This window comes from Pantoea sp. BJFS-204 (assembly GCF_049310725.1).
Lineage (GTDB): Bacteria > Pseudomonadota > Gammaproteobacteria > Enterobacterales > Enterobacteriaceae > Pantoea > Pantoea agglomerans.
The window spans coordinates 654,895-666,846 of sequence record NZ_JBMOWE010000002.1 but is presented as its reverse complement, the minus strand read 5'-3'; the positions used below and the strand labels follow the sequence as shown (position 1 = coordinate 666,846).

13 protein-coding genes are annotated in these 11,952 nt (G+C 56.1%); 8 read left to right on the top strand and 5 right to left on the bottom strand.

The features are described 5' to 3' along the window. Positions 1 to 36: 36 nt before the first annotated feature. Positions 37 to 324 carry a helix-turn-helix transcriptional regulator gene (locus tag ACO6VX_RS09955; RefSeq protein WP_010255342.1) on the top strand — a complete coding sequence of 96 codons (288 nt, stop codon included), beginning with the start codon at positions 37 to 39 and terminating at the stop codon, positions 322 to 324. Positions 325 to 657: 333 nt separating this feature from the next. Here ACO6VX_RS09955 and ACO6VX_RS09950 read toward each other — a convergent pair whose 3' ends face one another. The 3 genes from ACO6VX_RS09950 to ACO6VX_RS09940 form a co-directional block, all read right to left on the bottom strand. Continuing rightward, positions 658 to 1,914: a histidine-type phosphatase gene (locus tag ACO6VX_RS09950; protein WP_060679580.1), complete on the bottom strand. Its 1,257-nt coding sequence runs from the start codon at positions 1,912 to 1,914 to the stop codon at positions 658 to 660. Next, positions 1,915 to 2,727 carry an inositol monophosphatase family protein gene (locus ACO6VX_RS09945; protein ID WP_022626128.1) on the bottom strand — a complete coding sequence of 271 codons (813 nt, stop codon included), beginning with the start codon at positions 2,725 to 2,727 and terminating at the stop codon, positions 1,915 to 1,917. 206 nt (positions 2,728 to 2,933) lie between these two features. Next, positions 2,934 to 3,515 carry an ACP phosphodiesterase gene (locus tag ACO6VX_RS09940; RefSeq protein ID WP_045140718.1) on the bottom strand — a complete coding sequence of 194 codons (582 nt, stop codon included), beginning with the start codon at positions 3,513 to 3,515 and terminating at the stop codon, positions 2,934 to 2,936. 103 nt (positions 3,516 to 3,618) lie between these two features. On the opposite strand from ACO6VX_RS09940, the gene queA reads away from it, so the two are divergent. From queA to secF, 5 genes are all read left to right on the top strand, one after another. Next, a complete protein-coding gene (gene queA / locus ACO6VX_RS09935; RefSeq protein WP_422458096.1) occupies positions 3,619 to 4,689 on the top strand; it encodes a tRNA preQ1(34) S-adenosylmethionine ribosyltransferase-isomerase QueA in 1,071 nt (356 codons plus the stop codon). Positions 4,690 to 4,767: 78 nt separating this feature from the next. Further along, on the top strand, positions 4,768 to 5,916 hold the full coding sequence (gene tgt, locus ACO6VX_RS09930; RefSeq protein WP_010255351.1) for a tRNA guanosine(34) transglycosylase Tgt: 1,149 nt from the start codon (positions 4,768 to 4,770) through the stop codon (positions 5,914 to 5,916). Continuing rightward, the gene (yajC, locus tag ACO6VX_RS09925; RefSeq protein ID WP_010255353.1) at positions 5,916 to 6,248 is read left to right on the top strand and encodes a preprotein translocase subunit YajC; all 333 of its coding nucleotides are present in this window, start codon (positions 5,916 to 5,918) and stop codon (positions 6,246 to 6,248) included. The genes tgt and yajC overlap by 1 nt, the downstream gene beginning before the upstream one ends. A gap of 25 nt (positions 6,249 to 6,273) precedes the next feature. After that, entirely contained in the window at positions 6,274 to 8,121 is a 1,848-nt protein-coding gene (gene secD, locus ACO6VX_RS09920) for a protein translocase subunit SecD (protein ID WP_010671195.1), read from the top strand. 10 nt (positions 8,122 to 8,131) lie between these two features. Beyond that, the gene (gene secF / locus ACO6VX_RS09915) at positions 8,132 to 9,100 is read left to right on the top strand and encodes a protein translocase subunit SecF (RefSeq protein ID WP_010255357.1); all 969 of its coding nucleotides are present in this window, start codon (positions 8,132 to 8,134) and stop codon (positions 9,098 to 9,100) included. A gap of 62 nt (positions 9,101 to 9,162) precedes the next feature. On the opposite strand, the gene ACO6VX_RS09910 is transcribed toward secF, so the two are convergent. Both ACO6VX_RS09910 and lysM read right to left on the bottom strand, forming a co-directional pair. Further along, positions 9,163 to 9,732, bottom strand: a complete 570-nt coding sequence (locus tag ACO6VX_RS09910) for a DUF3251 domain-containing protein (RefSeq protein WP_163850634.1) — start codon at positions 9,730 to 9,732, stop codon at positions 9,163 to 9,165. A 16-nt stretch (positions 9,733 to 9,748) separates the two neighbouring features. Further along, the gene (gene lysM / locus ACO6VX_RS09905) at positions 9,749 to 10,186 is read right to left on the bottom strand and encodes a peptidoglycan-binding protein LysM (RefSeq protein WP_010671197.1); all 438 of its coding nucleotides are present in this window, start codon (positions 10,184 to 10,186) and stop codon (positions 9,749 to 9,751) included. 188 nt (positions 10,187 to 10,374) lie between these two features. Here lysM and nrdR point away from each other — a divergent pair, with 188 nt between their 5' ends. After that, positions 10,375 to 10,824: a transcriptional regulator NrdR gene (gene nrdR / locus ACO6VX_RS09900; RefSeq protein ID WP_009091750.1), complete on the top strand. Its 450-nt coding sequence runs from the start codon at positions 10,375 to 10,377 to the stop codon at positions 10,822 to 10,824. 3 nt (positions 10,825 to 10,827) lie between these two features. Next, complete coding sequence (gene ribD, locus ACO6VX_RS09895; protein ID WP_163850632.1) at positions 10,828 to 11,928, top strand: bifunctional diaminohydroxyphosphoribosylaminopyrimidine deaminase/5-amino-6-(5-phosphoribosylamino)uracil reductase RibD; 1,101 nt, start codon at positions 10,828 to 10,830, stop codon at positions 11,926 to 11,928. Positions 11,929 to 11,952 lie beyond the last annotated feature (24 nt).

The window sequence follows — 11,952 nt, the reverse complement described above, 5'->3', positions numbered from 1 at the left end:
TAATCCGTTTTAAGCAATGGAGGAACTGTGACGTTTATGGATAATACCCAACGCTGCATGTCATTTACTGAGAATGAAGTCGCTGTCACCTGGTTCTTTATGACCGGCATGACCCTGAAGCAGATAGCCGAATGGTTAGGGCTGACTGAGAAGTCCGTTAGTTATTACAAAAGAAGGGTGATGAGGAAAATAGGAGTAAAAAACAATAATGAATTTATTATGTGGTATCTGGGGAATCGATCGATATATCAGGACAGTGCCGCGGAATTCAGTATTCTGCGCCGAAGTGTTCCTGACTCCCGTAATCAGCAGGTAAGGGATTAACAGGTTGATTTTAAGGAGGCAATTAAATTCAACCTTACTATTTTCCAGGCCGGGTATGTAGCTTCAGGCGAGAGCGCGTGTGGGTACATGGGCACAGGGGGAGAAGACAGAAAGAGAGAAATAAAAAACGGCGAAACCAGTCGCCGAAATACTCAAGAATTACAGGAAAATAGTTAATAAAGGGATGATTGACGGGTCTATCGTAAAACAAAACGAGTGGCGCCGATAGTCAGGCGATTTAAATAAGAAAAGGTCGGAATGGCGTTAATTAACAGCGGTTAACATTATTCAGGCCGCGTTGATGCTGCGGCCTGAATTTGATTAGCCACAGACTCAGGGCAATATAACCGAAACCGGCAGCACAGCGCTGTTATCCAGCTTTTTTCGTAGCTGAGTCAGCGTGGATTGATAAGGGCAGAGCAGGCCGACATCGGTGATTCTGCAGTCATGCTGATGCCACTCCTGACGTAATAACGGATGTTTATCATCAATCGGTTGCAGCTGACGAATCCCATCCAGACTCTGCGCCTGGAAATAGAGCCGCAAAAAACGTTCGCCGCTGTGGGTGTCGCGCCAGCGCTCCAGCACCAGACTACTGCCCGGTGGAATGTTGCCGCGTGAATAGCCTGGCAACTGCCAGCTAAAGCCCATCAGGGTGCGCACCATCGCAATATTGGTGTCATGTGCCACCAGAATCAGCCAGCGGCCCGGCGCGCTATCGGAAGCAATCGCCTCCAGCAGGGCGTTGAGCAATATTGAGCCACGGCGCTGTGCCTGATAGAGCACGTCGTTGCTGAGATCGTAGTTTGCGGTCAGCAGCGGCAGCAGCGTGGTGATCTGCGCGGCCGAGGTGATGTGTCCCCAGGCGAGCTGGTCCAACGGCAGGTTTTCGCTGTAGCCCAGTCGCAGCGTCTCCACCATGCTTGCCATCACACTCAGCCCGTAAACGTATGTGTTGCCGTTACGGGTTTGCCGGAACGACCAGGGCGCATCAAAGAGGGGGCAGTCAGTCGCGGGCGGGCAGACGGCGGCTTTCAGCTGCTGAATGGCGGGTTGCAACTGCTGTTGCAGCCGCGCCAGATCGCCCGCTTTCTGCTGCTTAGCCGCCAGCTCCTGAGCAGGATCGCTCTGGGTGATCGTCAGCTTTTCACTCTGAAACAGGGGATCGACTTCGCCCGCTACGTGATGCACCGGCACGCCGCAGCCGGGAAAGGCCCCGTCAGTCAGCGCTGTGGCCGTGGCACGGGTGCGCTGCAGCGGACTGGCGCGCACGTAGACCTGTGCCGCATCAGGACAGCCCGCGCCCAGCAGGCCGAGCTGGCGATAGTGCTCGCCTTGCCAGCGTCCTTTATTGACCACCGCGCTGTAGCCATGACCGGTCAGCTCACCATCGGCGGTGGTCCACTGCGTCCAGGGTTGCTGGCTGGCGGCTTCAATCTCTTTACGATTGCCGGGGGTGGGCGGACGGACACCGTGACGGCTCAGTTCGACCACCTTCTCCAGCTGGTAATCCGCCGCCTGTGACACCGGACTTAACAGCCAGAGAGAACAGAGGATTAGCGCGCAGCGGTACAGGCCTGGCAGCGTCATTTACTCCTCCAGCGCGCGATTACCGGTCAGCGCTTTGATTTTTGGATAAAGAGTCGCATTGGCCAGCAACACCGGGTTGCCGTTTTTTAGCCCCTCGTTGCGCAGATAATCATTAGTGACGCCGCCCGCTTCGCGCATCAGGACGATGCCCGGCAGACTATCCCAGGGATGCATATGCGCTTCATAGTAGCCAATCAGTCGCCCGGCGGCCGCCCAGGCGCTGGTCAGCGCGCCAGAACCGATGCGAATAAACATGCCACCCTGTTCAGTTAAGCCGCTAATCAGGCGCGAGACGCTTTCGGCAGGGGTGCGACTGGAGTTGCTGATGCCGAGCAAACCCTCGTTGAGATGCGTCGCGCCATGAACCTGGAGACGGCTCTCATTAACCCACGCACCCTGACCTGCTCGTGCGTGAAACAGCTCCTGATGATTGGGATCGCAGACCACGCCGATCACCGGTTCGCCGTCACAGACCACCGCCAGCGAGACGCACCAGTTAGGCAGGCCGTTGACGAAGCAGGCGGTGCCGTCGATGGGATCGACCACCCAGATAAAGGGCGCGCCCTGAACCTCACCACCGCTCTCTTCGCCATAGACAGCATCGTCAGGAAAGCGCTCAGCGATTAATGTCTTAATCAATGCCTCAACGTTACGATCAGCCTCGCTGACCACGTCCTGCAAATCCCTTTTGTGTTCCACCACCAGTGTCTGACGCTGCTGATACCACGAATAAGCCCGGCTGGCCGCCGCACGGGCGATGTCGCAGGCGTAACGGTAACGCGCGTCAATTTCAGAATGCGAAGCGGATGACATCTTTTCCTCTTATGTCTTTTGGTCAAAACGAACGGAAGGCACGCCTGAACAGGCGGTCTGGCTGTGATAGTTACTTAACTATTGTTAAGAAAGGCTTCATTAAGCCGCAGATAGGCAGCAATGGCAAGATGGTGCGGGGTCGGGTGAGGCGCTTTCCCGGCGGGCGAAAGCTGGCGTCCGCCAGCCCGGCAGCAGAGGATCGGGTTTTACAGGGTTCTGCTGGTCGCCAGCGCCATTAAACGCGGATAAAAAACAAAAAACAGCGCTTCCAGCTGATCATAGTGTTGCGTGAAATCGTGGTAGGAGTCGCGCAGGGCTGCCAGGCGTGGACGGCGGCTTGCCATGCCGTGCAGCACCCGCTCCAGCCGCGCGGGCTGGGCATAATGCTCAAACCAGCGCTCGCGCCACATCACCGCGTTGAGTTCCTGAAACTCGATGGGGGTGTCTGCCAGTTGCGGCATGATCTCGCGCTCGGCGGCGGCAGAAAAGTGCACCAGCGTCTGGCCGGGCGTGAAGTGCTGCCAGTGCCGGGCCAGAAAATGGTCCCAGATGACGTCCAGCGTAATGGGTGCCACGCGATAGGTTTCGGCACGGAACAGCTGACGGGCGCTGCGCACTTCCGGCAGCGCATCGGTCATCACATCGAGACGACGGTGCATCAGAATGCCGTCCGCGACGGGCGCAGACCAGTACTGGTGCGGGTTGCCACGCACAAAATCGGCCATTAAATTGCCGAGTAAGGAGCTGTCGGCCAGCTTAGCCAGATGGAGATGAGCAAGAAAGTTCATGCCGCATTATAGGCTGAACTGCCTTTGCGCAGCCAGTTGTTCAGAATTGGTCGATTTTCCGCTAAACTGTGCCGCCTGTTTTTGCCTGAGAAAGAACTCTTTCATGCGTGTCGCCGATTTTGCTTTTGAACTGCCCGAATCCCTGATTGCTCACTATCCCCCGGCGCAGCGCAGCGGCTGTCGTCTGCTGTCGCTCGATGGTCCCAGCGGGACGCTGTCGCACGGTGTGTTCACCGACGTGCTGGATAAGCTGAATCCGGGCGATCTGCTGGTGTTCAACAACACCCGTGTGATTCCGGCGCGCGTCTTTGGCCGCAAAGCCAGTGGCGGCAAAATCGAGATGCTGGTGGAGCGGATGCTTGACGACAAGCGTGTGCTGGCCCATGTGCGCGCCTCGAAAGCGCCGAAGCCGGGAGCAGAACTGCTGCTGGGCGAAGACGAGAGCGTCAAAGCGACGATGGTGGCGCGTCACGATGCGCTGTTTGAGATTGTGTTTGATGATGAGCGCGCGGTGCTCGACATCCTCAACAGCGTTGGCCATATGCCTCTGCCGCCTTATATCGACCGTCCGGATGAAGAGGCGGATCGCGAGCTCTATCAGACAGTTTACAGCGCCCGTCCGGGTGCCGTTGCGGCACCGACCGCCGGTCTGCATTTTGATGAACCGCTGCTGCAGGCGCTGAAAGAGAAGGGCATTGAGATGGCGTTTGTGACGCTGCATGTCGGTGCGGGAACCTTCCAGCCAGTGCGCGTCGACACCATCGAAGAGCATCACATGCATGCTGAATATGCCGAAGTGCCGCAGGAGGTTGTTGATGCGGTGCTGGCCTGTAAAGCACGCGGCAATAAGGTGGTCGCTGTCGGCACCACCTCTGTCCGTTCGCTGGAGAGCGCCGCCAAAGCGAGTCAGGATGCCCTGATTGCGCCGTTCTTCGACGATACCCAGATTTTCATCTATCCGGGCTATGAGTATCAGGTGATCGATGCGCTGATCACCAACTTCCATCTGCCCGAATCGACTCTGATTATGCTGGTCTCGGCGTTTGCCGGTTATCAGCACACCATGGCCGCGTACCGCGCAGCCGTGGCTGAGCAATATCGTTTCTTCAGTTATGGCGACGCGATGTTTATCAGCAAAAATCCGCAGGCGCCGCTGGAAAAAGTGGGCGACTGATTTATTAACCGATAGCCGGAATCGACTGAGAGCGACTGAAGGTTATCTGCATCGGACTGTTTCTCCGATGGAGGCTTTGTGAAATTTGAACTTGATACCACAGATGGGCGCGCACGCCGTGGCCGTCTGATTTTTGATCGCGGTGTGGTGGAAACCCCTGCGTTTATGCCTGTTGGCACCTATGGCACCGTTAAAGGCATGACGCCGGAAGAAGTGCAGGAGACCGGCGCGCAGATCATTCTGGGCAATACCTTCCACCTCTGGCTGCGTCCGGGCCAGGAGATCATGAAACTGCATGGCGATCTGCATGACTTTATGCAGTGGAAAGGGCCGATCCTGACCGACTCCGGCGGCTTCCAGGTCTTCAGCCTGGGCGACATCCGTAAAATCACCGAAGCGGGCGTGCATTTCCGTAACCCGATCAACGGCGACCCGATCTTCCTCGATCCGGAAAAATCGATGGAGATTCAGTATGACCTCGGTTCCGACATCGTGATGATTTTCGATGAATGTACGCCCTATCCGGCGGACTGGGACTACGCCAAACGCTCGATGGAGATGTCGCTGCGCTGGGCGCAACGCAGTCGTGACCGTTTTGACAGCCTGGGCAATAAAAATGCGCTATTTGGCATTATTCAGGGCTCGGTTTACGAAGATTTACGAGATGTCTCGGTGAAAGGTCTGGTAGAGATTGGCTTTGATGGGTACGCTGTGGGCGGCCTGGCGGTGGGTGAGCCTAAGCAGGACATGCACCGTATTCTTGAGCACGTCTGTCCGCAGCTTCCGCAGGATAAACCGCGTTATCTGATGGGTGTCGGCAAGCCAGAAGATCTGGTTGAGGGCGTCCGTCGCGGCGTCGATATGTTTGACTGCGTGATGCCGACCCGTAATGCCCGAAATGGTCATCTGTTTGTGACCGAGGGTGTGGTGAAAATCCGCAACGCCAGATACAAAGATGACACTGCGCCACTGGATGCGGAGTGTGATTGTTACACCTGTCGCAATTATAGCCGCGCCTACTTGTATCATCTCGACCGTTGTAACGAAATACTGGGCGCGCGTCTGAACACTATCCACAATTTGCGCTATTACCAGCGCCTGATGGCAGGTTTACGCCAGGCCATCGAAGAGGGTAAATTAGAGCGCTTTGTAAACGAGTTCTACCAACGGACGGGCAAAGAAGTTCCGCCTTTAACGTCTGATAATTCATCAATGAGGGAAATTTAATGAGCTTTTTCATTTCTGACGCCGTGGCCGCAGCAGGCGCACCGTCTCAGGGAAGTCCGTATTCTCTGGTGATCATGCTGGTGGTGTTTGGTCTGATTTTCTATTTCATGATCCTGCGTCCGCAGCAGAAACGTGCGAAAGAGCACAAGAAGCTGATGGATTCTATCTCTAAGGGTGATGAAGTGCTGACCAGCGGCGGCCTTGTAGGCCGCGTAACAAAAGTCTCTGACACGGGCTACGTAGCTATCGCGCTGAATGACACCAATGAAGTCGTCATTAAACGTGATTTCGTCGCCGCCGTGCTGCCTAAAGGCACTATCAAGGCGCTGTAATTCTTTCTTCCCTAAGGGAACTGCCGTGTTAAATCGTTATCCTTTGTGGAAGTACGTGATGCTGGTCGTCGTGATTCTCGTCGGCCTGCTCTATGCGCTTCCCAACCTGTATGGTGAGGATCCGGCCGTTCAAATCACTGGTGCGCGCGGAAGCGCCGCCAGTGAGCAGACGTTGGATCAAATTCAGTCCGCATTAAAACAAGACAATATCCAGAGCAAATCTGTTGCGCTGGAAAATGGTGCGATTACCGCGCGCTTCAATAATACGGATGTTCAGTTACGCGCCCGTGAAGCGATCATGAAAGCGTTGGGTGAAAACTACGTTGTTGCGCTGAACCTCGCGCCAGCCACGCCTCGCTGGCTGTCGATGCTGTCAGCAGAACCGATGAAACTCGGTCTCGATCTGCGTGGTGGTGTGCACTTCCTGATGGAAGTGGACATGGACACCGCGCTCGGCAAACTGCAGGAGCAGAATGCTGACTCGCTGCGTAGCGACCTGCGCACCAAAAGTATCCCTTACACCACCGTCAACAAAATCGCGAACTACGGCGTGGAAATTCGTTTCCGTGACGCAGCCAGCCGCGATGCGGCGATCTCCTGGCTGACCTCGCGTCATCAGGATCTGGTGATCAACAGCAGCGGCAGCGATGCTCTGCGTGCCACCATGAGCGATGCCCGTCTCAGCGAAGCGCGTGAATATGCGGTTCAGCAGAACATTACTATTCTGCGTAACCGTGTGAACCAGCTGGGCGTGGCCGAACCGCTGGTACAGCGTCAGGGTTCCGATCGCATCGTAGTTGAGCTGCCGGGTATTCAGGATACGGCACGCGCCAAAGAGATTCTGGGTGCGACGGCGACGCTGGAGTTCCGTCTGGTGAACACCAGCGTCGATCCAACCGCAGCTGCCAGTGGTCGTGTGCCGGGTGACTCTGAAGTTAAAGACATGCGTGATGGCCAGCCGGTGGTGCTCTACAAGCGGGTGATCCTGACCGGTGACCATATCACCGACTCGACTTCCAGCATGGATGAGTACAACCAGCCACAGGTGAACATTTCACTGGATGGCGCAGGTGGTAACATCATGTCGAACTTCACCAAGGACAACATCGGCAAGCCGATGGCGACCCTGTTTGTGGAGTACAAAGACAGCGGTAAGAAAGATGCCAATGGCCGTTCAATTCTGGTGAAACAGGAAGAGGTGATTAACGTCGCTAATATCCAGTCTCGTCTGGGGAACAGCTTCCGTATCACCGGTATCAATAACCCGAACGAAGCGCGTCAGCTCTCGCTGCTGCTGCGTGCCGGTGCGTTGATTGCGCCCATCCAGATTGTGGAAGAGCGTACTATCGGGCCGACGATGGGTCAGCAGAATATTACTCAGGGTCTGGAAGCCTGCCTGTGGGGTCTGCTTGCGTCGATCCTGTTTATGGTGGTGTTCTATAAGAAGTTTGGTCTGATAGCGACCAGCGCGCTGCTGGTTAACCTGGTGCTGATTGTCGGCATTATGTCGCTGTTGCCGGGTGCGACCCTGACCATGCCGGGTATTGCCGGTATCGTGTTAACGCTAGCGGTGGCGGTGGATGCCAACGTGCTGATTAACGAACGTATTAAAGAAGAGCTGCGTAACGGGCGCTCGGTTCAGCAGGCAATTCATGAGGGCTATAAAGGCGCCTTCTCCAGTATTGTCGATGCGAACGTGACCACCCTGATCAAAGTTATCATTCTTTATGCAGTCGGCACCGGTTCGATCAAAGGCTTTGCTATTACCACCGCAATTGGTATCGCAACCTCAATGTTCACCGCGATTGTCGGTACCCGTGCCATTGTTAACCTGGTTTACGGTGGCAAACGCATCAACAAGCTGTCTATCTGAGGAGTGCGTTGTGGCACAGGAATATAACATTGAGCAGTTGAACCACGGGCGTAAAGTCGTCGACTTTATGCGCTGGGATAAGCTGGCCTTCATCATTTCGGGACTGCTGATTCTCGCCGCGATTGCTATCGTGGGTGTGCGTGGTTTTAACTGGGGCCTCGATTTCACCGGTGGTACGGTGATTGAGATCGCGCTGGAAAAACCGGCCGATCTTGAAGTCCTGCGTGGTGATCTGGTGAAAGCGGGCTTTGACGAGCCGCTGGTGCAGAACTTTGGCAGCAGCCGTGACGTCATGGTGCGTATGGCACCGGTTACCGGCCCGGCGGGCACCGAGTTAGGCAATAAAGTGGTGTCGGTGATTAACCAGACCACCCAGCAGAATGCTACCGTTAAGCGCATTGAGTTCGTGGGTCCGAGTGTGGGCAGCGACCTGGCGCAGGCGGGTGCGATGGCGCTGTTGTCCGCGCTGATTGCGATTCTGATCTACATCGGTTTTCGCTTTGAGTGGCGTCTGGCGCTGGGTACCGTGCTGGCGCTGGCGCATGACGTGATCATCACCTGCGGCCTGCTGGCGCTGTTCCGCATTGAAATCGACCTGACGATTGTTGCCTCACTGATGTCGGTGATTGGCTACTCGCTTAACGATAAAATCGTGGTGTCGGACCGTATTCGTGAAAACTTCCGCAAGATCCGTCGCGGCAGCTCTTACGATATTACTAACGTGTCACTGACCCAGACGTTAAGCCGTACGCTGATTACCTCGCTGACCACGCTGGCGATGATCCTCATCCTCTTCGTGTTTGGTGGTGCGCTGCTGAAAGGCTTCTCACTGACCATGCTGATTGGTGTGACGATTGGTACGATTTCATCAATTTATGTCTCTTCGGCGCTGGCGCTGAAGCTGGGCATGAAGCGTGAACATATGCTGGTGCAGAAAGTCGAGAAAGAGGGCGCCGATCAGCCTTCTATCCTGCCTTAATCGCCGCAGAGAAATAAAAACGGGCAGCCATGTGGCTGCCCGTTTTTATTTTGCACCTGTGATCAGGGTGCAGCAGGGGAGGTCTGCGCAGGTGCGTCGCCGGTGACGTTATGCACGCGGACATAACCTGATTGATCCGGCGTGAGGCCGCTGAGTTGCAGCGGTATGCTCACCGAATGCTGGGGCAACAGCGAGGCAGGGACCGCTATTGTCTGACTCAGACTGCCGTTACTCAGTGGTTTACCGGTTGCCGGATCGAGTTCGCCCCAGTTCACCGTAGCGTGCAGGGCGGGCAAAGGGCGATCGTCCATTGAGAGTACCGTCAGGGTTGCCCGCGAGCCGCTGGCTTCAGCGGTGACAGGCGAGAGCGCCAGTCGCAGCGTGCCGAGCTGGGTTTGCAGTGCCACCGGCGTGTTCGCCTGCGGGATCAGCCACGCGCCTTGCTGCGAATGGCTGTTTAACTGCCCCTGAATCTCCAGCGCGCTGGCCTGCGTGGTCAGGTGCTGCATCTGCTGATTAAGCTGACTCACTTCCTGATGCAACTCTCTGACCTGCGGGTTGCTGGCGCTACTGCTGCAACCGCTCAGCATCACCAGAGAGAGCGCCACCGGAACCCAAACCATCCTGCTCATAAGTTATCCTTGTCCGTTATTTTGGAATACGTAAAACCTGGCCAGGATAGATCTTATCAGGATGAGAGAGCATTGGTTTATTCGCTTCGAAAATCTTGTTGTATTCGTTGGCATTTCCATAAACCTGTTTGGAAATTGCGCTCAGCGTGTCGCCTTTTTTCACGGTGTAAAGTTCTGACTCGGCCGCGCTGTCTGTCACGGTCACCTTATCTTCCACTTTGGTGATGCCTGCAACGTTACCGGCTGCGATCAGAATCTTCTCTTTCAGCTCCTGGGAAAGGCCATCGCCCGTCACGGTCACGGTATCGCCATTGACCTTCACATCCACTTTGTCGCTGTCGGGTAACCCGAGCTTGTTGATGTGATCCTGCAGCTTTTTATTCTGGTCATCGCCGCCATTCACGGCATCCCATAATTTTTCACCGGCTTCTTTCACAAAATTAAACAGACCCATACAACCTCCAGTGTGTTAGTGGATATACGCCGTCTTTCGGCTCTATAAGCGTAGACCCTTTTGCCGTCGCTGATATTTAACATCATTTATGCTGTGCGTGGTGGCACAGGAAAGGCACGGAAGAGATTTTGTTGATTCGCAGTTCGCGTTACACTGTCTGGCCCATCTCTCTCGCGTCAGGAAACGTCATGCATTGCCCATTCTGCTCCGCTGTGGACACCAAAGTGATTGATTCTCGTCTGGTTAGTGAAGGCTCTTCGGTGCGCCGCCGCCGCCAGTGTCTGATGTGTCATGAGCGTTTTACCACCTTCGAGGTGGCGGAACTGGTGATGCCACGCGTGGTGAAAAGCAATGACGTGCGCGAACCCTTTAATGAAGACAAAATGGCCAGCGGGATGATGAAAGCGCTTGAGAAGCGTCCGGTCAGCGCCGATGCGGTTGAAAGCGCCGTAAACCATATTAAAACCCAGCTGCGTGCCACCGGTGAACGTGAGATCCCCAGTAAGCTGATCGGCAATCTGGTGATGGATGAGCTGAAGAAGCTCGATAAAGTCGCCTACATCCGTTTTGCCTCGGTTTACCGCAGCTTTGAAGACATTCGTGATTTTGGCGAAGAGATCGCCCGGTTACAGGATTAAACCATGGATGAACTTTACATGGCGCGTGCGCTGGAACTGGCGCGACGCGGCCGCTTTACGACGATGCCGAACCCCAATGTGGGCTGCGTGATTGTGCGCGATGGCGAGGTGGTCGGTGAGGGCTGGCATCAGCGCGCCGGTGAACCGCATGCTGAAGTCCACGCCCTGCGCATGGCGTGCGAGAAAGCGCGTGGCGCAACCGCCTATGTCACGCTGGAACCCTGCAGCCATCATGGCCGTACGCCACCCTGCTGTGATGCGCTGATCGCCGCTGGCGTTACCCGTGTCGTGGCCGCCATGCAGGATCCGAATCCGCAGGTGGCGGGGCGCGGACTGCACCGTCTGCATCAGGCGGGCATCGAGGTCAGCCACGGTCTGATGATGCCGGAAGCGGAGGCGCTGAATCGCGGTTTCCTCAAACGCATGCGCACTGGCTTCCCCTGGATCCAGCTCAAGCTGGGTGCCTCACTGGATGGCAGAACGGCAATGGCCAGCGGCGAAAGTCAGTGGATAACCTCGCCGGCTGCCCGTCGTGATGTGCAGCGCCTGCGTGCGCAGAGCGCCGCCATTCTCAGCAGCAGCGCCACGGTGCTGGCGGACGATCCTTCCCTGACGGTACGCTGGTCTGAACTCAATGCGGAGAGCCAGGCACTGCTCAATGAACAGCAACTGCGTCAGCCGGTGCGGGTGATTATCGACAGCCAGAATCGCGTGACGCCGCAGCATCGGCTCATTTCGCAGCCGGGCGAAACCTGGCTGATGCGTCATCAGCCCGATGAGCAGAGCTGGCCCGCTGATGTGACGCAAATCGCTGTTCCGCTGCGCGAACAGCAGCTGGATCTGGTGGCGATGATGATGCTGCTGGGACAGCGACAGATTAACAGCGTCTGGGTTGAAGCGGGCGCAACGCTGGCCGGTGCCCTGTTGCAGGCCGGACTGGTCGATGAACTGATTGTTTATCTGGCGCCTAAGCTGTTAGGTCATGAAGGACGCGGGCTGTGTCAGCTGCCGGGACTGAGCCAGCTGGCTGACGCACCTGCCTTCCGTTTCAGTGATGTCCGCCAGGTCGGTGACGATTTACGCCTGACCCTGACACCACAATAACACGGTCGGAAAAGCGAGAGCACG

Bases quoted from the DNA above. Each gene is read 5' to 3' on its own strand.
- ACO6VX_RS09955 (WP_010255342.1), top strand. From the start codon at position 37: ATGGATAATACCCAACGCTGCATGTCATTTACTGAGAATGAAGTCGCT.
- ACO6VX_RS09950 (WP_060679580.1), bottom strand. From the start codon at position 1,914: ATGACGCTGCCAGGCCTGTACCGCTGCGCGCTAATCCTCTGTTCTCTC.
- ACO6VX_RS09945 (WP_022626128.1), bottom strand. From the start codon at position 2,727: ATGTCATCCGCTTCGCATTCTGAAATTGACGCGCGTTACCGTTACGCC.
- ACO6VX_RS09940 (WP_045140718.1), bottom strand. From the start codon at position 3,515: ATGAACTTTCTTGCTCATCTCCATCTGGCTAAGCTGGCCGACAGCTCC.
- queA (WP_422458096.1), top strand. From the start codon at position 3,619: ATGCGTGTCGCCGATTTTGCTTTTGAACTGCCCGAATCCCTGATTGCT.
- yajC (WP_010255353.1), top strand. From the start codon at position 5,916: ATGAGCTTTTTCATTTCTGACGCCGTGGCCGCAGCAGGCGCACCGTCT.
- ACO6VX_RS09910 (WP_163850634.1), bottom strand. From the start codon at position 9,732: ATGAGCAGGATGGTTTGGGTTCCGGTGGCGCTCTCTCTGGTGATGCTG.
- lysM (WP_010671197.1), bottom strand. From the start codon at position 10,186: ATGGGTCTGTTTAATTTTGTGAAAGAAGCCGGTGAAAAATTATGGGAT.
- nrdR (WP_009091750.1), top strand. From the start codon at position 10,375: ATGCATTGCCCATTCTGCTCCGCTGTGGACACCAAAGTGATTGATTCT.
- ribD (WP_163850632.1), top strand. From the start codon at position 10,828: ATGGATGAACTTTACATGGCGCGTGCGCTGGAACTGGCGCGACGCGGC.